Annotated in this window: 12 protein-coding genes and 2 pseudogenes; 9 read left to right on the forward strand and 5 right to left on the reverse strand. The window is 63.5% G+C overall.

Annotated features, from left to right (window positions below; genetic code table 11):
- Nucleotides 1-20: 20 nt before the first annotated feature.
- From A0257_09280 to A0257_09300, 5 genes and pseudogenes are all read right to left on the reverse strand, one after another.
- Nucleotides 21-1,493 carry a UDP-N-acetylmuramoyl-L-alanyl-D-glutamate--2,6-diaminopimelate ligase gene (locus tag A0257_09280; GenBank protein ID AMR27272.1) on the reverse strand — a complete coding sequence of 491 codons (1,473 nt, stop codon included), beginning with the start codon at nt 1,491-1,493 and terminating at the stop codon, nt 21-23.
- 362 nt (nt 1,494-1,855) lie between these two features.
- Nucleotides 1,856-3,982, reverse strand: a pseudogene (locus A0257_09285) (cell division protein).
- Between the two features lie 401 nt (nt 3,983-4,383).
- Nucleotides 4,384-4,689: pseudogene (locus A0257_09290) on the reverse strand (hypothetical protein).
- 262 nt (nt 4,690-4,951) lie between these two features.
- Entirely contained in the window at nt 4,952-5,893 is a 942-nt protein-coding gene (locus A0257_09295; GenBank protein ID AMR27273.1) for a 16S rRNA (cytosine(1402)-N(4))-methyltransferase, read from the reverse strand.
- A 138-nt stretch (nt 5,894-6,031) separates the two neighbouring features.
- On the reverse strand, nt 6,032-6,496 hold the full coding sequence (locus A0257_09300) for a division/cell wall cluster transcriptional repressor MraZ (protein ID AMR27274.1): 465 nt from the start codon (nt 6,494-6,496) through the stop codon (nt 6,032-6,034).
- Nucleotides 6,497-6,949: 453 nt separating this feature from the next.
- Here A0257_09300 and A0257_09305 point away from each other — a divergent pair, with 453 nt between their 5' ends.
- The 9 genes from A0257_09305 (at nt 6,950) to A0257_09345 (ending at nt 21,469) form a co-directional block, all read left to right on the forward strand.
- Entirely contained in the window at nt 6,950-7,540 is a 591-nt protein-coding gene (locus tag A0257_09305) for a hypothetical protein (protein AMR27275.1), read from the forward strand.
- 55 nt (nt 7,541-7,595) lie between these two features.
- Nucleotides 7,596-8,897 carry a hypothetical protein gene (locus tag A0257_09310; GenBank protein AMR27276.1) on the forward strand — a complete coding sequence of 434 codons (1,302 nt, stop codon included), beginning with the start codon at nt 7,596-7,598 and terminating at the stop codon, nt 8,895-8,897.
- Nucleotides 8,898-9,115: 218 nt separating this feature from the next.
- Nucleotides 9,116-10,117, forward strand: coding sequence for a hypothetical protein (locus A0257_09315; GenBank protein AMR27277.1), 1,002 nt, complete (start codon nt 9,116-9,118; stop codon nt 10,115-10,117).
- Nucleotides 10,118-10,145: 28 nt separating this feature from the next.
- Nucleotides 10,146-13,583 (forward strand): hypothetical protein, encoded by a 3,438-nt coding sequence (locus A0257_09320; GenBank protein AMR27278.1) that lies wholly within the window; start codon nt 10,146-10,148, stop codon nt 13,581-13,583.
- Between the two features lie 23 nt (nt 13,584-13,606).
- Nucleotides 13,607-15,088: a glycan metabolism protein gene (locus A0257_09325; protein ID AMR27279.1), complete on the forward strand. Its 1,482-nt coding sequence runs from the start codon at nt 13,607-13,609 to the stop codon at nt 15,086-15,088.
- A 108-nt stretch (nt 15,089-15,196) separates the two neighbouring features.
- Nucleotides 15,197-16,600, forward strand: a complete 1,404-nt coding sequence (locus A0257_09330) for a glucosylceramidase (protein AMR27280.1) — start codon at nt 15,197-15,199, stop codon at nt 16,598-16,600.
- A gap of 285 nt (nt 16,601-16,885) precedes the next feature.
- Nucleotides 16,886-18,376: a glucosylceramidase gene (locus A0257_09335; protein AMR27281.1), complete on the forward strand. Its 1,491-nt coding sequence runs from the start codon at nt 16,886-16,888 to the stop codon at nt 18,374-18,376.
- Between the two features lie 117 nt (nt 18,377-18,493).
- Entirely contained in the window at nt 18,494-19,942 is a 1,449-nt protein-coding gene (locus A0257_09340) for a glycosyl hydrolase (protein ID AMR27282.1), read from the forward strand.
- Between the two features lie 234 nt (nt 19,943-20,176).
- Entirely contained in the window at nt 20,177-21,469 is a 1,293-nt protein-coding gene (locus tag A0257_09345) for a hypothetical protein (GenBank protein AMR27283.1), read from the forward strand.

Consider the following 21,469-nt stretch of genomic DNA (forward strand, 5'->3'; position numbering starts at 1 on the left):
TGACAAACGGCTCATAATTTTTAATTTTTAATTTCAAGCAAAGCCGCGCGCAATTCTTCCCGGTCGTCAAAATGATTTCTTACCCCCTTGATTTCCTGGTAAGTCTCGTGGCCTTTGCCGGCTACCAGCACCAAATCGGTGGGGCGGGCCAGGGCCACGGCGGCCCGGATGGCGGCGCGGCGGTCAGCAATGGTTTGGGTATGGGCGTCGGTGGGGGGTAGGAGGCCGGCCTCCATCTGGGCCAGAATGTCGAGCGGGTCCTCGTCGCGCGGGTTGTCGGAGGTCAGAATTACCTCATCCGAAAGCTGGGCGGCGAGCCGGGCCATGATGGGGCGCTTGGTGGCATCACGGTTGCCGCCGCAGCCCACCACTGTGATGATGCGCTGCTCAGGCCGGCGCGTCTGGTGCAGGGTTTGGAGCACGTTTTCGAGCGCGTCGGGCGTGTGGGCGTAGTCCACGAGGCCGCTGATGGACTGGCCCGGCACGGTCACGGGCTCAAAGCGGCCGGGCGCGGTGGTCAGGCCCGAGAGAATAGTGAGCACTTCGGTCGGGTCCTCGCCGAGCAGCACGGCCGCGCCGTACACGGCCAGCAGATTGTAGGCGTTGAAGACGCCGATGAGGCGAAAATGCACCTCACGGTCGTCTGTTTCGAGCAGCAGGCCGTGCATCTCATTGGCTACCAGCCGGGCGCGAAAGTCGGCCGCCGAGCGTAGCGAGTAGGTGGCGCGGCGGGCGGCCGTGTTTTGCAGCATCACCAGGCCGCGCTTGTCGTCGGCGTTGGTGAGGGCGAAGGCCGTGCGGGGCAGCCCGTCGAAGAATGCTTTTTTGGCCTTCAAATAATTATCAAAGGTGCCGTGGTAGTCGAGGTGGTCGTGGGTGAGGTTGGTAAACACGCCACCCGCGAAGCGCAGGCCGCCTACCCGATGCTGAGCCACGGCGTGGCTGCTCACCTCCATGCAGGCGTGGGTGCAGCCGGCGGCCACCATCTTGGCCAGCAGCGCATTGAGCCGAATGGCATCGGGCGTGGTGTGGGTGCTGGCAATGACGGTTTCGTCAATCTGGTTCTGCACCGTGCTCAGCAGGCCAGCGTGGTAGCCCAGCTCGCGCAGCAGCTTGTGGAGCAGGGTGGCGCAGGTGGTTTTACCGTTGGTGCCGGTGATGCCCACCAGCACCAGCTGGCGCGAGGGGTGGCCATAGAACGCGCTGGCAATGGGGCCGAGCGCGGCGGCGCTGTCGGCCACCTGCACGTAGGTCGTGGCCGGGTTCAATTCGGCGGGCAGCTTTTCGCAAATCACGACCCCTACCCCCTGCTGCACGGCCTGCCCGATGAACTTATGCCCATCGGTGGCAGTGCCGCGCAGGGCGCAGAAAAGCATCCCCGGCCCGGCCTGCCGCGAGTCGAGGGTGAGGCCGGCCACGGGCACGTCGGGATTGCCGTGTTGGGCGAGCACTTCCACGTCGGTGAGGAGGGCGAAAAGGGGTAGGGTACTCATGCGGCTTTCTTGGTTTTGGCAGGTGAAGCGGCCATTTTCGTTTTGGCTTTCGTTCTGCTGTCGGTTCCCGCAGAGGGCGCAGAGGGAGACGCAGAGGTTCGCTGAGTCGTGCGGATTTCGTCCTTGCGGGTGGTTGTTTTTTTAGGCTTGGCTTCGGGTTTGGAAGGGAGGGTAGGCGACGTCGCTTTTTCTTTGGCGGCCGGTTTAAGAGCCGATTTGGCTTTGGCTGAGCTGGGCCTGGTCGTTGCCTTCGCCGCTTTGCTGGGGCGGCTAACCTCGGCCGGAATGAGCAGCGTATTCTCCTCAATCTCGGTGTGCACGGGCGCGGGCAGCGCCAGCGGCGCGGCGGTGGGCGCGGCGGTGGGCGTCAGCACGAGGCCCACGACCAGGCCGCGCCGGGCCGGGTCGCCGGGCGCCACCGACTGCGCCCGCACGCGCCCGCTGCCGCTGGCCTGCACCTGCATGCCCCGGTTTTCGAGCAGGAACAGCGCGTCGCGCAGGGTGAGGCCGCGCACGTCGGGCATGCGGCCGGGATGAGCCACGCTGGCGTCGGGGCGCAGGGCCACGGTGCGGGCCACGAAAGCCGTGTCGGCGGCGCGGGTGGCCCGCACCCATTCTTCGCCGCCGGTGGCGTGCGTCTGGCCGGGCAGGCCGATGCGGTCGCACACCAGCGCGATTTCTTGCTGCAAGCCGGCCCGCACCAGCGGCACCGGCGAGCGCCGGGCGGGCACCCGCGCCAGCATCGGCCGCTGGCTGGCCTGGTCGCGGGCCATGCACCGGTCGGCCAGGTCGCGGAAGACCGGCGCGGCCACGTCGCCGCCGTAGATGCGGCCCTTGCTCGGCGAGTCAATTACCACAATGCAGCTATATTTTGGCTTATCGGCCGGAAAAAAGCCGCAGAAGCTGGTCGAGTATGTCCTGGTGTACTGCCCATTTTTGAACTTCCAGGCCGTGCCCGTCTTGCCCGCGATGCTGTAATCCTTGGGCCGAATGGCTTTGGCGGTGCCTTGCAGCACTACCCCCTCCATCATGGCGTGCAGCTTGCGCAGTGTGGCATCGGAACAGATTTTGGGGTTCAGTACCTGCGTGTCGAAGTGCTCCACCACTTGGTCGGCCTGCTTGATTTCCTTCACAATCATGGGCGCCACCTTCACGCCGCCGTTGGCCACGGCGTTGTAGAAAGCCAGCGTTTGCAGCGGGGCCAGCTTCAATTCGTAGCCAATGGCCATCGTCGAAAGCGAAGTCCGGCTCCAACTGGGGTCCTTGGGGTCTTTCACGTAGGGTAGGGCCTCGCCGCTCATCTGAAAGCCCAGCGGCTTGTCGAGCCCGAAGCGCTTGAGGTAGTCGGTGTACCGGCTGGGGTTGCTGGCAAAGTGCTCCTGCACCAGCCGCGCCACCCCGATGTTGCTCGACTTCTCAAACACCTGCTGCACCGTGATGCGGCCGTTGGCGTGCGAGTCCGTCTTCACGGCCCCGCCAATGAGCATGCGGCCGGGACCAGTATCCACCATGTCGTCAATCTGCAAGCTGGGGTCGGCTTCAAACACGGCCATCATCGAGGCCAGCTTAAAGGTCGAGCCCGGCTCGGTGCGGCCCTGGTCGGCAAAAGCGTAGTTGTAGTCTTCCTTATAAGTGCCGTCGGCAGTCTTGCCGAGGTTGGCTACGGCCTTAATTTCGCCGGTCTGCACCTCCATCAATATCACGCAGCCGTATTTGGCATCGTTGGCGACCAGCGCCTTATAGAGCGCGTCTTCGGCCCCATCCTGCAGGTTGATGTCAAGGGTCGTCTTCACGTCGTAGCCTGGCTGAGGCTTGATTTCGGTGCCGTCGTACACTGGTTTCAGGCCGCCCGGCACGCGCTCAAACAGCGCCTCACCGGCCCTACCCGCCAGTTTTTGCTGGAAGGTGAATTCCAGGCCCGCGCCGTTCTTGTCCTCGTTCACGAAGCCCACCGTGCGCTGGGCCAGCCCGCCGAAAGGCCGGAAACGCTTGTCCACTTTCTCAAAAATGGCCCCGCCCCGGCGCTTGGCCCGGAAGATGGGCCAGCTCGCCAACTCCTTCTTCTCCTGGAAGTTAATCTGCCGCGAGTTCAGCCGGATATAGCGCACGTCGTGGTCGCGGTGCGCCTCCATCAGCTTGCGCCGGTACTCCTGCACGCTGCGGTCCTGGAAGAAATGCGCCAGGTGCCAGGCCAGCGAATCGACGTTGGCGTTGAACGCGGCATCATCGACCACGCCGGGGTCCCAGGCCACCCGGTAAAAGGGCAGCGAGGTGGCCATAATGCTTTCGTTATCGGAATAGATGTTGCCGCGCGTGGCCGCCACCGGCTGGTAGCTGATGCGGCGCTCCTGCTCCAGGGCGCGCCACTTGGCACCCTCCTGGTACTGGATGCGCGAGATTTTCCAGGCCACGGCGCATGAGAACAGCGCCACCCCCAGAAACGCGAGCCGCACCCGCGTAACAATGGATTTCTTAACGCTGCCTTTCATAGGTTGGGTTGCTGATTCCTGCTCTCTGGTTTTGGATGGCCGGCGGGCTTTTTAGCGGAAGCTGTGGCCGGCACTACTTGAGCTTTTTTAGACTTTTTTGTACTAATTTCTTTCGACCTAGGCGATGCTTCCGGTTGGCTATGCCTGGCTTTCAACTTGTCAATCAATGCCTTACTCGCGTCGGTCGGCGGTGCGCCTTCGGGGTCCAGGCCGGGTGGCGGTGCGCCCAGCTCCAGCGATTCATCGTCAGTAGATAAGCCCAGCTGCTGGCGGCGCGCCCGGCCCTGAATGGAATCGGCCCGCACCGAGGCCACCGAGTCGCGGGCGGCGCGGGCGGCCAGAGTGTCGGCGGTGAGCACAGGCATGGTTTCCAGTTCGGCCTCGTCGAGGCGGCCGGCCGGCACGGTGATGCGGAAGGGCGGCGACGAGCTTTCGACCAGCCCGATGGCCGCCACCTTGCGGGCCACCTCGCTCTGCTTGCTGGCCTCCATGTAGTCCGATTTCAGCGTCGTATAATCGGCCCGCAAATCCTCCGTTTCCTGCTTGAGCCGCTGAATGTTGCGGTTCATGCGGTTGCCGTAGTGCGTGTTGCCGATGTAGAGCAGCGTGAGCAGCATCACGAAGAGCAGCTTGGGCAGGAAGCGCACCGGCAAGCCCTCGCGAAACAGCCCGTCGAAGCCCGTGAAGCGGTCGAGCAGCGAAAACAGGCTCCAGCCGGTGGCCGTGCGGCCCTCGTGGGGCTCCCAGGCGGGCGCGGTAAACTCAGGCTCCGGCGCGGCGGGCTTGCGGGCTTTGGGGGGGGTAGGCGCGGGTTGGGGGGCCGGCGGGGGGGTAGGCGCGGCCACGGGCGGCGCGGCGGCTACGGCAACCGGTGCCTCGTTCACGGGCTCGGGCACGCGGGGGGCACGCACGGTATTGGCGCGGGGCGGGCCAGCCGCAACAGGACGTATCGTATTACCGGCCATGAGCTTACGCGGGAATGAGGGTTCGGACGCCAATGCGCAGCTTGGCACTGCGGGCGCGGCTGTTTTCGGCTGTTTCGTCGGCCGAAGCCTCCATCGGCTTGCGCGTGAGCGCCTCAAAAGGCAGGCGCACGCGGCCATACAAATCCTTCTCAGCCTGGCCGAAAAACTTGCCCTGACTCAGAAAATTCTTCACCAGCCGGTCTTCCAGCGAATGGTAGCTCATCACCACCAGGCGGCCGCCGGGGCGCAGCACCTCGGCGGTCTGGGTCAGCATTTCCTGCAAGGCCGTCAATTCATCATTCACCTCAATGCGCAGAGCCTGAAATACTTGCGCCAGGTATTTATTCTCCTTGCCGCGCGCCACCACCGGCTGAATGGCGTGCTTGAGCTCCTGAATAGTGCGCAGCGGGCGCTGGCGGCGGGCCTGCACCACGGTCGCGGCCAGGGTGCGGGCGTTGGTGACCTCGCCGTACATACCAAAAATGCGGTGCAGCGCGGCCTCGTCATAGTCGTTGAGCACGTCGGCGGCGGTGGCTATGCTGCCATCCTGCGGGTCCATGCGCATGTCAAGCGGCCCGTCGAAGCGGGTGCTGAAGCCGCGCTCAGCCGTGTCGAACTGGTGCGACGACACGCCCAAATCAGCCAGCAGGCCATCCACGGGCAGGGCGTCGCGCTGGGCCAACTCGGCCGCGAGGTACCGAAAATTAGCCCGGATAAACGTGAATTGCGGCCGGGCCAGCTCGGCCGCCTGGCGCTCGGCGGCTTCGTCCTGGTCGAAGCTATATAAGTGGCCCTCACTTATTTGCTCCAGCATACGGGCCGAGTGCCCGCCGCCGCCAAACGTGACGTCCACGTACCGGCCACCGGGCACCAGGTCGAGGCCAGCCAGGCATTCGGCCAGCATCACCGGGCGGTGGTATGCGGTATCGTTGGGGCGGGTGCTCATTGGGATGGGAAGCGCAGGGAGGGGTAGCGAATGTGCGGTAAGCTTCAGCTTGCCGGAAGAGTGTAGGGTAAGCTTTAGCTTGTCGAAGAAGAAAAATGTTATTCTATTAAATTTCAGCTGATTACAGCAAGCTAAAGCCTACCCTACATTTTCGGGCGTGTCCGATAAGAACTTCTGGGCCAGCTTGGAAAATGCCTGCTGGTCCTTGATTAAATACTCGTCGTAGCGGGCGGGGTCCCACACTTCGCAGCGGTTGCCGAGGCCCACAATCACCGCCTCTTTTTCGAGGCCGGCGTAGCGGCGCATGGAGCCCGGCAGGCCAAAGCGCCCGATGCTATCGAGCTCCACCTCCGTCATGCCCCGGAAGAAGTTGCGCTGGAACTGCCGGTATTCTTCGTTGAACTCATCCAGGGCCATCACCTTGGCGTGAATCAGCTCCCAGGCCGAGCGCGGGTAGAGCACCAGGCAGGGCTCGAAGCCGCGCACCAGCACCAGCTGGTTGGCGTAGGCATCGGGCAGCGCCGCTTTCACCTTGGCGGGCAGCACCAGCCGACCTTTGGGGTCGAGCTTGCAGTCGTATTCGCCGGAGAGAAGCTGGTGCATGGATGGGACAAGTCGGGCTGGACCGCGGCGCCAGCGAGGAAGACAAAAGTACGAGTGGTTTCAAAAAACTAACCACTTTCTACCACTTTCTACCACGCCCCCAAAATGCCCTGAACACGTCGAAATCGCAGATTTGACATATTATGAAACTATGTTGCATTTAATTAAGCCGCATTCAACATGCCTTTTCGGGCAAAATCGCAACCTGCCTGAACGGGACAAAAATTTTATTTTAAAGCGAAACAATGTTGCAAACAACATCTATCCGGTTACGCTTCGCGCGGAAATGAGGGTAAGGCCGTCAATAGCTAGCTCCCTGCTAACCAGCTGCCCAGCCTAGCTAAGGTCGGGCTAGTGTTGCGTGCGCCGGCCGGGCCGGTCGCTACCGGCAGGGCCCGGCGGACGAGGTCCGTAATTTTTTTGTAATTTCGGCGTAATCTCAACCCCCAGCCTTTGCCCGCCCCGTCCGCTTTTCCAGAACCGGAATACCTTCGCCGCCTCAAGCAGGACGACGAGCGGGCCTTTGACGCGCTTTTTCGGCACTATAGCACGTTAGTGTACCGCTTCGCTTACGGCTACTTGAAGTCGCGCCCGGCGGCTGAGGAAATTGTGCAGGAGTGCTTTATCAAAATCTGGGAAAAGCGCGAGCAGCTGCGCGAAGACGTGCCGCTGAAGGGCTACCTGTTTACGACGGCTCACCACGCGGTGCTTAATGAGCTGCGGCGCGACCAGCACCACTTGCGCCTGCACGGCCAAGTGGCAGCCGCCGGCCCCGCCAGCGTAGCCAACGAGGTCGAGTACCAGGAAATGGAAGCGCTCTACCTGGCCGCCCTCGACCGCCTACCCCCCAAGCAGCGCGAGGTGTTTGTGCTGAGCCGGCAGCAGGGCCTCTCCTACCCCGAAATTGCCGAGCGCCAGGGCGTGTCGGTGAAAACGGTGGAGGCGCACATCGTGCAGGCTCTCAAGACGCTGCGCAAGTATTTTAAGCTGCACGGCGGCGGTATTTTGGGGCTGCTGCTGGCGCTGGCGGTGCATAAGAGCTAGCGGGATGCCCGGCGCGGGGCGAGCCTCCCTACCATCCACTCACCTCCTCCTTTCCATGCTGAAAAAACTGTTGCTCCTGAGCCTGAGCGCCGTGAGCGCGGGCTTCGTGCTGATGGCCCCTACCCCCCCGGCCCGCGCCGAAGTGCGTGGCCGGCCCCAACCGACGCCCCCGGCCGCGCTCAACGAGTTGAAAATCGTCTTCTTCGGCTCGTCGGTGCCGTTTGGGCAGGGCGCCACGGGCAAGTATGGCTACGCCAGCCGCTACGCCACGCTGCTGGCGCGGCGCGCGGCGGCCGGCCAGGGAGCGGCCTGGACAACCAGCAACATCTCGGTGCCGGGCGACAACACGGTGAAGGTGCTGGCGCGCTGGGACCGCGACCTGCTGCCGCAGCAAGGGCGCTACGTGGTGTATGCGCTGGCCCTCGGCAACGAGGGTATTCACGAGCGCGGGCAGCCAATGTTTGACCAGTTTGTGGCCAATATGCAGGTGCTTATTGAGCAGGCGCGGACGCAGGGCATGGTGCCGGTGGTCACGAACAGCTACACCCGCAACGACTACACGGCGCAGGACTACGCCTACATCCGGCGGCTGAATCTGCTGCTGCAAGGCTGGGCTGTGCCCACTGTGAACCTGCTCGGGGCCGTGGACGACGGCGCCGGCCACTGGGCCGCCGGCTACTGGGACGATGCCCTGCACCCCAACAACGAGGGCCACGCCGAGCTGATGCACGCCTGGGTGCCCTCGCTATTTGATGCGCTGCGGGCGGGCAAGCCCCTACCCCAGCGCACGCCCACTGCGGGCGTGCGCCTGGGCCGGGCCGGGGCGCTGCGCTTCGTGCCCGAGGCGCTGGTGCATCCCTTCACGCAGGTGTTCAGCTTCCGTACCACGGGCTGCGGCACCCTGCTGACGCTGCAAGACAGCACCCGCGCGGGCAGCCTGCGCATTGGGCGCGGCGGCCGGCTCACCTACGCTTCGGCCCTGGGCGGCCAGCTCACTACCCCCGCCAGCGTGGCCGACGGGCAGTGGCACCAAGTGATGCTGACGCACTTCTTCGCGCGGGGCGAAACGATTTTGTACCTCGATGGCAACCCGGTAGGCAGCCGGCCCGAGCGCCTGCACACGCGCAGGCTCTCGCTGGGGGGTAGGGCGGCGCCCAGGGGTGGGCAGTTTCGCAGCTGGCTCTTCTACCGCGCCGGCATGAACGCCGACGAGGCCCGCGCGCTGGCCGCCGATTCGCTGCTGCGCTCCAGCCTGGAGCTATACGCGCCGCTCGACGGCCGCCGGGCCGACCGCGACTCGCTGGCCAACCTGGCCCAGAGCACCAACGTGCTGACGCACGCTGCCGGCACCCGGTAGGCCCAGCCCTGGTGGCGCACCGGCTGGGCAGGCAGCCATTTTTGTTATTTTTTAGCACTGTCAACCAGTGAATTAATACGATTTTATCTTTTTTTGGGCAGCTGGCTAAGGGGGGTGGGGTAGGGGATGTGTACTACTGCAAACGACTGAAAACGGTGGAGTGATTACTCAATTACCCGGCCCGACCGGGGTTCGCCGCTCACTTTCGACAGCTCTCTATGATGCCAGACATTACTCAGGAAGTAGTTGCTGCTTACGTGCTTGGCACGGCCACTGCCCCGGAGGCGGCGGCCGTGCGCGCCTGGCTGGCCCAGCCCGCCAACCAACTGCTGGCCCAGCATTGGCTGCAGCTTCACTGGGAAGCGCTGGCCGCCGCCCCGCCCCTACCCCTGGCTAGCGAGCCCGACTACGAAGACTTGCTGCGGCGCACCCGCCTCCAGCTGGTCCCGGCCGCGCCGCGCTACCGGGCCACGCCCACGTGGCGGCGCTGGGCCGCGGCGGCCGCGCTGGCCGGCACTGTGGCTGGCGGCGGCTGGCTCTATTATGGCACCCACCGGCCGGCGGCCCCGCTGGCCGTAGCCACGCCGTATGGCCAGACGCGCACGCTGACGCTACCCGATAGCTCGCAGGTGACCCTCAATGGCCACTCGACGCTGCGCTATGCTGCCGCCTGGCAGCCCGATAAGCCCCGCGAGGTGTGGCTCGATGGGGAGGGGTTCTTTTCGGTGCGGCATATGCCGAACAACCAGCGCTTTCTGGTGCACACTACGGCGGGGCTGCAAGTGGAGGTGCTGGGCACCAAGTTCGTGGTGGCCCGCCGGCGCGGCCAGACGCGGGTGGTGCTGCTCTCGGGCAAGGTGCGGGTGGAGTTTGACGACGACCAGCAGCCTGACGTGATTCTGCGTCCCGGCGAGCTGGTGGAAACCCAAGACGACCAGCCGGCCCTCGTGACGCACACCAGGGTGCATACCGCCCCCTACGCCGCCTGGAAAGATGCCCAGTTGGTGCTCGACGAAACCACGATGGCCGAGCTGGCTACCCGCCTGCATGACACCTACGGCCTCGACGTGACCGTGGCTACCCCCGAGCTGAACCGCCGCCGCATGACGGGCACCGTGCCCGTGAGCGACCTCCCTACCCTGCTGCAGGCCCTCGAAGAAACCTTTCACCTCCAAGTCTCGCGCCAGGGCAATCAACTAACCCTGGCTGAAAAAAAGTAGTTTTTCTTTTCCTTCCCCCCACCTCATTATGCCTACACTTCTTACCCCCCTGGGCAAGCACTACGGCCGCCCGGCCTGCCTGGCCGCCAGCGTACTGCTGCTCCAAACAATGGGTATGCCGGCCTCGGCGCAGCTGCTGGCCGCCAACGTGGCCGTGCAAAGCGCGCCGGCTCCCGTCCGCGCCAGCTCGGTATCGCTCAAAACGCTGCTTACGCAGTGGGAAAGCGAGTATCACGCCACCATTTTCTACGAAAGCGAGCTGGTGGACAACAAGCGCGTGCTGGTGCCCACCGAAACGCCGGCCGCCACGCTGGCCGAGCGCCTGGCCACGGTGCTGCCCGCCGCGCACCTTCAGTTTAAGGAGCTGCGGCCCAACTACTTTGTGGTGACCGGCCAGCCGGTGGCCACCACGGCCGCGGGAGCCGCCATAGCGCCGCAGGACATCCCCGTGACGGGCCGCGTGACCGACTCTAGGGGCGAGCCGCTGCCCGGCGTGACGGTGCTGGTGAAGGGCACCACGAACGGGGCCTCGACCGATGCCGACGGCCGCTTTTCGATAACCGTGCCGGAGGGCAGCACCCTGGTATTCAGCTCGGTGGGTTTTGTGCGCCAGGAGTTTCCGGTGGGCACGACCCGCACGTTTGAGATTCGCCTCAAGGAAGACCAGCAGAGCCTGAATGAAGTGGTGGTGGTGGGCTACGGCACCCAAAAGCGCCAGGAGCTGACCACGGCCGTGACCTCGGTGAGCGCGGCGGCCATTGAGCGCCAGCCGGTGGCGGGCTTCGACCAGGCCTTGCAGGGCCAGGCCCCCGGCGTGCAGGTGACGGCCCCTTCGGGCGCGCCGGGCGCGGGCATCAACGTGCGGGTGCGGGGCAATGCTACCCTCAACCTCAACGCCTCGCCGCTGTATGTGGTGGACGGCGTGCCGATTATCCCGGAATACCAGCAGGAGTTAAGTGTGAACAGCCAGCGCCTGAACCCGCTCAACACCATCAACCCCAACGATATCGAGAGCATCGACGTGCTCAAGGACGGGGCTGCCGCCGCCATCTACGGCGTGCGGGCCGCCAACGGGGTAGTGGTTATCACGACCAAGCACGGCAAGGTGGGCCAGGCCCAGGTGGGCCTGAACGTGTACTACGGCCGCCAGTACCTGCGCAAGAAGCTGGCCGTGCTCGACGCCCAGCAGTTTGCCCAGGAATTCAACGCCATTCAGGCGGGCGCGGGGCTGGCCCCCGGCTTTGCGGACCCCACCAATCCCGGCCCTTACAACACTGATTGGCAAGATGCCGTGTATCGCCCCGGCTACCAGAAGAACTACCAGCTCAGCGTGAGCGGCGGCACCGAGAAGACGCGCTACTATGTGAGCGGCGGCTATTTCGACCAGCAGGGCATCAGCCAGAACTCGGGCTTCAACCGCTACAACTTCAAGCTTAACCTGACCGAGGAGCTGAGCACCCGCTTCCGCATCGGCACCAACCTCAACATGAGCCGCACCTACACCAACGGTAGCGTGCGCTCGGAGGCGGCCCTCGGCAACGGGGGCACGGTGCTGGGCGCGCTCTCCCAGATTCCTACCATTCCCATCCTGAACCCGAACGGCACCTACGGCGTGAACCCGTTCAACCAGTCGGACAACCCGGTGGGCAACCTGCTCGAAAGCAGCAACCTGGCCACCGTGTACCAGGTGGTGGGCAACCTGTTTGGCGAGTTTGACGTGCTGAAAAACCTGAAGGCGCGCAGCTCGGTAGGCATCGACTTCCGCACTCAGAACGAAACGCAGTTCACCAGCACCAACTACCCCGGCACCTCCAACGCCGACCCCTCGACCCGCGGCTCGGCCTCTACGGCCTCGAACCAGCAGACCATCTGGCTGCTCGAAAACACGCTGACCTACAACCCGAACCTGGGCGACCGCCAGCACCTGACGCTGCTGGCCGGCCAGTCGATGCAGGCTTCGGACCGCTACACGTCGGGGGCCTCCACCAAGGGCTTCGCCTCCAACGCGGTGCCCTACCTGGGCGGCGGCTCCACCGTCAATGGCATCCCGTATAGCTACGCTGACCAGTGGAGCCTGCTCAGCTTCTTTGCCCGCGCCACCTACGACTACGACGGGCGCTACCTGGCCCAGGTGAGCCTGCGCGCCGACGGCACCAGCCGCTTCGCCACCCAAAACCGCTTTGGCTACTTCCCGGCCGTGAGCCTGGGTTGGAACGTGGCCAAGGAGTCGTTCTTCCCGCAGAACACGGTGGTGTCGAACCTGAAGCTGCGCGCCAGCTTCGGGGCCAACGGCAACCAGGAGATTTATACCTACCAGCGCTTCCCTACCTACGGCACCGGCTCAAACTACCAGGGTAGTGGCTCGGCCATTCTGGGCGGCATCACGCAGAGCAACATCGGCAACGACGCGCTGAAGTGGGAAACCACCCGCCAGTATAACGCCGGCCTGGACCTGGGCGCGTTCAACAACCGCCTTACCTTCACCTTCGACGTCTATGACAAGCGCACCAGCAACCTGCTGCTGAACGTGCCGATTCCAGTGAGCACGGGCGCGGCCTCGCTGAGCGTGCTGCAAAACGTGGGTAGCGTGGAAAACAAGGGCATCGAGCTTGGCTTGGTTACGACCAACGTGCAGTCGAAAGACAACGGCTTCGGCTGGACGACCAACTTCAACATCAGCGGCAACCGCAACAAGATTCTGGACTTGGGCCAGCAAGTGAGCGACGCTGGCGTGAGTTCCAACCGCACTATTTTGAGCACCGGCTACAGCATTTCGCAAGTGGGTAGCCCGCTGGGAGCCTTCTACGGCTACCGGACGGCCGGCATCATTCAGACCGCCGCGGAGGGCCAAGCAGCGCCCACCCAGAACGGCAACCGTCCCCAACCCGGCGACCTGCGCTTCGTGGACGTGAACGGCGACGGCGTAATTGACGCCAAGGACCAGACCGTTATCGGCAACCCCAACCCCAAGGCGTTTGGTGGGGTAACCAACAACTTCTCCTACAAAGGCCTGGAGTTGAGCGTATTCTTCCAGGGCAGCTTCGGTAACGAAATCTACAACCAGACCCGCCAGCTGCTGGAATCGCAGTCGGACCCGCTGAACCAGACCCCGCGCGTGCTGGACCACTGGGCGCCCGGCAACACCAACACCGACGTGCCGCGCCCGGTGCGCAACGACCCCAACGGCAACAACCGCTTCTCGAACCGCTGGGTTGAGGACGGCTCCTACGTGCGCCTCAAGAACCTGACCCTGGCCTACAACGTGCCCACGGCCTTCTCGAAGCGGGCGGCCGTCAAAACCCTGCGCGTGTACGTGACCGCCCAGAACCTGGTGACCTGGACCAAATACACGGGCTACGACCCGGAGGTGAGCGCCGACCCGTTCTCCACTACCGGCTTTGGCCGCGACTACGGCGTGTACCCGCAGGCGCGCACCTACACCGTGGGCCTGAATGCCAATTTTTAAGCTATTAGCCGGTTAGAATTCTCATGAAAAAGCTCTCTATTTTATTGCCCGTCTGCGCGCTCGGCCTGCTGGCCGGCTGTAATTTTCTCGACAAGGCCCCGCTGACGACCATCGCGCCCGGTAACTTCTTTAAAAGTTCGAGCGACGCGGAGGCCAGCCTCACGGCTACTTACGACGCGCTGCAAGGCACGGGGGCCTACGGCCAGGACCTGAACGTGATGGGCGAAATGCCCTCCGACAACTGCACCAGCACCAATGGGGACGTGAACGCGATGGATAAAATCATCTGGGTATCCACGACCAGCCAGGTGTATAACGTGTATCAGCAGGGCTACCTGGGCATCAACCGGGCCAACGTGGTGCTCAAATATGTGCCCACCGTGACGATGGACACCGTGCGCCGCCGCCAGATTTTGGGCGAGGCGCGCTTCATGCGGGCGCTCAACTACTTCAACCTGGTGCGGGCCTACGGCGGGGTGCCGCTGCGCCTGTTGCCCACTGAAAGCGGCGCGCCCGCCGACGTGAACCTGGCCCGCGCCACCAGCGACCAGATATATGCCCAGGTGGTGGCCGACCTGACCGCCGCTGCCGCCCAGATGCCGCTCAGCAACCCCAACCGCGCCACCCAGAACTCGGCCAACGCCCTGCTGGCGCGCGTGCAGCTCACCCAGCGCAACTGGACCGCCGCCCAGGCCGCGGCCCAGAAGGTAATTGGCGGCGGCGCATCGCTCAGCTCCTCGTTCAACGCGCTCTACCCGGCCGAGAACAAGAGTGCCGAGTCGCTCTTCGAGATTCAGTACGCGGGCAACGCCGACGGCGGCAACATCCTGCCCGACCTGATGCTACCCTCGCCGCTGGCAACGTACTCGTTTCCGAAGTTTAACATTCCGACCACCGAGCTTATCAGCTATGCCGACACCGTGAACGACCTGCGCTGGGCCTTCGCCGGCAACGTGACGGCCGCCAGCGGCGCGCAGGTGGGCCGCAGCCACGTAAGCTACATCGATGGCAAGCCCGGCCGCAATGGCAACAACAACGACGTCGGGCCTTTCGTGTTCAAGTGGCGCAGCCTGGGCAACGGCTTCAACTCGACGGATAACACCTACGTGCTGCGCTACGCGGAAGTATTGCTCAACTATGCCGAAGCCAGCAACGAGCAGAGCGGCCCCAGCGGCGACGCCCTGGCCAAGCTCAACCAGGTGCGCCAGCGCGCCGGCCTGGCGGCCCTCACCGCCGCCTCGCCCCAGGCCCTGACCAAGCAGGCCCTGCGCGATGAAATTGACCGCCAACGCCGCCTCGAAATGGCGTTTGAAGGCGAGCGCTGGTTCGACTTGCTGCGCTACGCCCGCCAGACCATCGCCGACGGCACCGCCCAGCACGCCGTCACGGCCCTGGACATTATTCAGCAGATGCGCAAAACGCGCGACGTGAACTACCTGCTGTTTCCCTTGCCCCAGGCCGAGCTGAATACCAACCCGCTCATCACGCAGAATCCGGGCTTTTAGGGGGTAGGGTGCGGGGCTTGCCCCCGCCCATCGTTGCACGATTCGCGTTTATTTTGTTCAACGACGGGCGGGGACAAGCCCCGCACCCTACCCTACCCTACCCTACCCATGAAAAGCGTCTTGCCCTACCTGCTGGCTACGTGCTCGGCTTTTATGCTGCTGCCGGCCCACGCCCAGCGCGCCGGCCGGGTGAGCGCCTGGGTCACCACCCCCGACCAGACGCAGCTGCTGCGCCCGCAGCCGGGCAGCCTGAAATTTGACCCTACCCCCCCCGCCGGGGCCGTTATCGAGGTGGATGATAGCCAGACCTTCCAGACGATGGAGGGCTTTGGCTACTGCCTCACCGGGGGCAGCGCCGAGCTGCTGGCCGCCATGAGCGCGCCGGCGCGGGCCAGGCTGCTGCGCGAGCTGTTTGGCACCGGCCCCAACGACATTGGCGTGAGCTATTTGCGCATCAGCATCGGGGCTTCGGACCTCGATGCGCAGGTGTTTAGCTACGATGACATGCCGGCGGGCCAGACTGACCCCACGCTGGCGCACTTTAGCTTGGTGCCGGATGAAAAGTACCTGATTCCGGTGCTGAAGGAGATTCTGGCCATTAGCCCGGCCCTCAAAATCCTGGGTTCGCCCTGGAGCCCGCCCGTGTGGATGAAGACCAACGAGGCCAGCAAGGGGGGTAGCCTTAAGCCAGAGTACTACGGCGCGTATGCCCAATATTTTGTAAAATACCTGCAAGGGATGCGCGCAGCCGGCATCGCGCTGGATGCCGTGACGCCACAAAACGAGCCGCTGCACCCCGGCAACAACCCCAGCCTGCTGCTGCCCGCCGAGCAGGAGGCCGAGTTTATTGGCCAAAACCTGGGGCCGGCGCTGCGGGCGGCGGGGCTGAAAACCAAGATTATTTGCTACGACCACAACGCCGACAAGCCCGAATATCCGCTCACGGTGCTGGGCAACGCGGCGGCTAATCCGTACGTGGACGGCTCGGCTTTTCACCTCTACGCCGGGTCCATTGAGGCGCTGAGCAAGGTGCATGATGCTTTTCCGCAGAAAAATATCTACTTCACGGAGGAGTGGGTGGGCTCGCGCAGCAAGTTTGCCGACAACCTCGACTGGCACCAGAAAAACCTGTTTATCGGCGCGCCGCGCAACTGGGCCAAGGTGGTGCTGGAGTGGAACCTGGCCGCCGACCCGCAGCAAAACCCGCACACGCCGGGCGGCTGCGACCAGTGCTTGGGCGCTATTACGCTGGCTCCCGGCGACCAGGTGACGCGCAACGTGGCTTACTACGCGGTGGCCCAGAGCAGCAAATGGGTGCGCCCAGGGTCGGTGCGCATCGGCTCGACCAGCCCGGCCGGGCTGCCCAACGTGGCCTACCGCACGCCCACCGGCGGCCACGTGCTGCTGGTGCTCAACGACCAGAAAACGCCCCAAACCTTCGGCCTGCGCTACCAGGGCCGGGCGGTGGCGGCCACGCTGCCCGCCGGGGCCGTGGGCACCTACGCGTGGTAGTTTTTTGAGCAGTTAGCTACCATTTGAGCTATCAACTCTACTTTGGCAAATTATAAACTGCTGCTTGCAACAGCTTCCAGTACAGGTATTTTCACCGCAGAAGACGCAGAGGGCTTCGCGGAAGAGTCGCAGAAGAACGACCTCTGCGACTCTTCCGCGAAGCCCGCTGCGTCTTCTGCGGTGAAAATACGTTAACCTGCCAAAATAAAGCTAATTAGGACTTACGCAAAACCGTCTGTCCTTGCGTAGGTCATTAGTAGTTAGTCACTCGTCATTATTCCTCCCATGTCCTACCCCCCTCCTTTCAGTTGGCTTTCGCTTGCCTGCCTGCCAATGCTGGCTCTGCTGGCCGGCGGCTGCAAAAGCACCGACTCGCCTACCCCGACGCCCACCCCCCCGCCGGTTATGCCGCCCCCACCGGTGACCCCGCCCGCCGCGGGCTCGCAAGTGGCGGTGTGGCTGACGATGCCCGATAAGTCGGCGCTGTTTTATCGCCAGAAGGTGAACCTGCAATTCGTCGCCAACACCAACTCGGACCCCATCATCGCGGTCGATACGACTCAGACTTTCCAGACGATGGATGGCTTTGGCTACGCCCTCACCGGGGGCAGCGCCCAGGTAATGAGCAGCATGGACGCCGCCAGCCGCGCCGCGCTCATCAAGGAGCTGTTTGCTACTGATAGCACGTCGCTGGGCGTGAGCTATTTGCGGATAAGCATCGGGTCGTCGGACCTCGATAGCCAGGTATTTACCTACGACGACTCAACCCAGCCCGACCCCACGCTGGCTAACTTCAGCCTGGCCCCCGACCAGACCAGCCTGATTCCGGTGCTGAAGGAGATTCTGGCGGTGAACCCGGCCATTAAAATCCTGGGTTCGCCCTGGACGCCGCCTTCGTGGATGAAAACCAACAACAACAGCGTGGGCGGCTCGCTGCTGCCGCAATACTACGCGGCCTACGCCCAATATTTCGTGAAATACATCCAGGGCATGAAGGCGGCCGGCATTACGATTGACGCGGTGACGCTGCAAAACGAGCCGCTCAACCCGAATAATAACCCCAGCCTGATGATGACGGCCCAGGAGCAGGCCAACTTTATTAAGAACAACGTGGGGCCGGCCTTTAAAGCGGCGGGGCTCACGACTAAGATTATCTGCTACGACCACAACCCCGACCGGCCCGACTACCCGCTGGCCGTGCTCGGCGACGCCGGGGCCTACCCCTACGTGGACGGCTCGGCCTTCCACTTCTACGGCGGGCCGATTACGGCGCTGAGCCAGGTACACGACGCTTTTCCGCAGAAGAATATCTACTTCACCGAGTTCTGGACTCAGGCTCCCACCAATGGTCACCAGGTAGATTTTGGGGGCGAGCTGGCCTACCACGTGGGCAACCTGGAGATTGGGGCGGTGCGCAACTGGTCCAAGAACGTGCTGGAGTGGAACCTGGCCAGCGACCAGAACTACGGCCCCCACACGCCCGGCGGCTGCGATGCGTGCCTGGGCGCGGTCACCATCAGCGGCAACACGGTGACCCGCAACCCGGCCTACTACAACGTGGCCCACAGCAGCAAGTTCGTGCGCCCCGGCTCGGTGCGCGTGGCCACCAACCAGCCCGGCAACCTGCTCAACGTGGCCTACAAAACGCCCAACGGCAAGCGCTGCCTGGTGGTGCTGAACAACGGCGGCACGCTGCAAAACTTTAATATTCAGTACAAGGGCAAAGTGGTGAGCACCTCGCTCTACGGCGGCGCGGTGGCTACGTACATTTGGTAAGTTGGTCGTTCTGGCGTGCGCCTCACGAGACCCCTTTGGGGCCGGCTCCAAAGAGGTCTCGTGAGGCGCACGCCAGAACGATACATTTAACCCTTCTAATTTCCCACACTTCTTTTAATGACCAGCAACTCCTTTCTTTTCCTCGCCGCGCTCGGCCTGCCGGGCCTGGCCGCCGCCCAAACTCAACCCTACTCAGCGGCCGGCAAAACGGCCCAGGTATTCACCACTGCCCAGGGCACCGACCAGCGCCTGGCGGCCGGCGCGGCCCTCAGCTTCAAGGAAGTGGGCCAGCCGGTGGAAACGCAAGTGTGCGTATTCGTGGACCCCACCAAGCAGTTTCAGACGCTAGTGGGTATCGGCGGGGCGCTGACCGACGCCGTGGCCGAAACCTATTACAAGCTGCCCAAAGACCAGCAGCAGGAGCTGCTGCGGGCGTACTACAGCCCTACGGACGGCATCGGCTACACCTTGGCGCGCACCAGCATCGGGAGCTGCGACTTTTCGAGCGGCAGCTATAATTACATCAAGGAGGGCGACGTGAGTTTGAAGAGCTTCAGCGTGAAGCACGATGAGAAGTACCGCATCCCGTTTATCAAGGAAGCCACGGCGGCGGCGGGGGGTAAGCTCACTATGTTCGTGAGCCCCTGGACCCCGCCAGCCTTTATGAAAACCAACCACGAGCTGCTGCACGGCGGCCACCTGCTGCCCGAATTCCGGCAGCCCTGGGCCGAGTATTACGTCAAGTTTATCCAAGCCTACGAGAAGCAGGGCATCCCCATTTGGGGCCTCACGGTGCAGAACGAGCCGATGGCCGTACAGAAGTGGGAGTCTTGCGTGTACACCGCTGATGAAGAGCGCGATTTCATCAAGGGCTTCCTGGGGCCGACGCTGGAAAAGAACGGCATGGGTGATAAAAAGCTCATCGCCTGGGACCACAACCGCGACCTGATGTACCAGCGCGCCAGCACCATTCTCGAAGACCCCGAAGCCGCCAAGTACGTGTGGGGCATCGGCTACCACTGGTACGAAACCTGGACCGGCAGCTCGATGCTCTTCGCCAACGAGCGCCGGGTGCAGACCGCCTTTCCGAATATCCATTTGATGTTTACGGAGGGCTGCGTCGAGAATTTCAAGTTTGCCCAGGTGAACGAGTGGCGGCTGGGCGAGCGCTACGGGCTCTCGATGATAAACGATTTCAACGCCGGCACCGTGGGCTGGACCGACTGGAACATCCTGCTCGACCAGACCGGCGGCCCCAACCACGTGGGCAACTTCTGCTTCGCGCCCATCATCGCCGATTTGCCCAATAAGAAGCTCATTTATACCAACGCCTACTACTACATCGGGCACTTCTCGAAGTTCGTGCATCCGGGCGCGAAGCGCGTGGCCGTGACCACCAACCGCGACTGGCTGCAAGCCACCGCCTTCGAGAACCCCGACGGCAAAGTGGCCGTGGTGGTGATGAACAGCGGCGACAAGCCCCAGGAATTCCAGCTCTGGATAAAGGGCCAGGCGGCCGCGACTACCAGCTTGCCGCATTCGATAGCGACGTATGTGATTAATTGATTTTAAGCACTCTAGTGTAAGTAGCGGCGCAGTCGGCGCGACCAGTCCGCCTCACCCCCCTACCCCCCTCTCCGAAAAGGAGAGGGGGAGCCAGACGATTTCCAACGTCCGCGCAAGGCCAGTGCCCCCTCTCCTTTTTCGGAGAGGGGGTCAGGGGGTGAGGCGACCGGCCGCGCCGACTGCGCCGTTACCTATGATAAAGCAATTCTCAAAATCCTCCCTTTTCCTACCCCCGTGAAATTCCTACCCCTCCTTTTCCTCGCTACCACCGCCTTCGCCCAAACCGCCCCTGCCCCCCTGCTGCGCGCCGAAGGCCCCAAAATCGTGGATGCCCAGCACCAGGCGGTGCTGCTGCGCGGCATGAACCTGGGCGGCTGGCTTTTGCAGGAAGGCTACATGATGAAGCCGGGCCATGACGGCACCCAGGGCTCGGTGAAAAAAGGGCTGTACGCGGCCGGGCTGAGCGACGCGGCGGTGGAGAAATTCTACCAGCAGTGGCGCGATAACTTTATTACGAAGGCCGATATTGACTTTATTGCTAAGCAGGGTTTTAACTGTATTCGCCTACCCCTGCACTACGACCTGTTCCTGACGCCGGCGCAGCGGGCGGTGCGCAACGGCGTGATTCGGGGCACCGTGCCCTACGCCGACTACGTGGCCAAGCTGCGCGAGTGGCAGCAAAAGGGCGAGTTGTTTCAGGAGCCGCAAAAGCTGGAAGCCATCCGTTTGATTGATAAAACCCTGGCCTGGTGCGCGGCCAATAAGCTGTACGTGGTGCTGGATTTGCACGCCGCGCCCGGCGCGCAGGGTACCGACCGGAACATCGCCGACATCCTGCAACCCAACGATTTTTGGCAGGAACCCGTGTTTCAGGACGTGGCGAATGGCCTGTGGGCCACGCTGGCGAAGCGGTATAAAGATGATGGGCGCATTGCGATGTATGATTTGCTGAACGAGCCGAATAACGTGCCGGGCGGCAACCCGCCCATCCACGCGGCGCTGGAGCGGCTCATCAACACGGTGCGCGCCCAGGGCGACCAGCATTTGCTGCTGCTGGAAGGCAACGGCTACGGCAATAACTACAACGACCTGCTGCCCGCCAGCTTCACGCATCGCGAAAACCTGGTCTATAACTCCCACCGGTACAGCATCATGCCCAAATACCCGCTCAGCAACGCGCTGGATGCCAGCAACCCCGACGCCAATCAGCTCGGGGCCATCGGCAACTTGCTGCGCTTTCGCGAAGCGCAAAACGTGCCGGTGTGGGTGGGCGAAACCGGCGAAAATTCGCCGCAGTGGATGGGCGAGGCCGCCCACAACCTCAACAGCGTGGGCATCGGCTGGTGCAACTGGACCTACAAGCGCTTCAGCGACCAGCCCATCGCGGCGCTGCTGCGCATCAAGCCGCCCTACCTGGTGGATGTGAAATCGGCGGCCGAGCTGCCGGTTATTCTGGAGGATATCAGGTTCAAGAACTGCGTGCCGAACCCGGAGGTGATTGCCGCGCTGAAGGCGGAGCTGAAGTAG

Source organism: Hymenobacter psoromatis, assembly GCA_001596155.1.
Taxonomy (GTDB): Bacteria; Bacteroidota; Bacteroidia; order Cytophagales; family Hymenobacteraceae; genus Hymenobacter.

Bases quoted from the DNA above. Each gene is read 5' to 3' on its own strand.
- A0257_09280 (AMR27272.1), bottom strand. From the start codon at position 1,493: ATGAGTACCCTACCCCTTTTCGCCCTCCTCACCGACGTGGAAGTGCTC.
- A0257_09295 (AMR27273.1), bottom strand. From the start codon at position 5,893: ATGAGCACCCGCCCCAACGATACCGCATACCACCGCCCGGTGATGCTG.
- A0257_09300 (AMR27274.1), bottom strand. From the start codon at position 6,496: ATGCACCAGCTTCTCTCCGGCGAATACGACTGCAAGCTCGACCCCAAA.
- A0257_09310 (AMR27276.1), top strand. From the start codon at position 7,596: ATGCTGAAAAAACTGTTGCTCCTGAGCCTGAGCGCCGTGAGCGCGGGC.
- A0257_09315 (AMR27277.1), top strand. From the start codon at position 9,116: ATGATGCCAGACATTACTCAGGAAGTAGTTGCTGCTTACGTGCTTGGC.
- A0257_09320 (AMR27278.1), top strand. From the start codon at position 10,146: ATGCCTACACTTCTTACCCCCCTGGGCAAGCACTACGGCCGCCCGGCC.
- A0257_09325 (AMR27279.1), top strand. From the start codon at position 13,607: ATGAAAAAGCTCTCTATTTTATTGCCCGTCTGCGCGCTCGGCCTGCTG.
- A0257_09330 (AMR27280.1), top strand. From the start codon at position 15,197: ATGAAAAGCGTCTTGCCCTACCTGCTGGCTACGTGCTCGGCTTTTATG.
- A0257_09335 (AMR27281.1), top strand. From the start codon at position 16,886: ATGTCCTACCCCCCTCCTTTCAGTTGGCTTTCGCTTGCCTGCCTGCCA.
- A0257_09340 (AMR27282.1), top strand. From the start codon at position 18,494: ATGACCAGCAACTCCTTTCTTTTCCTCGCCGCGCTCGGCCTGCCGGGC.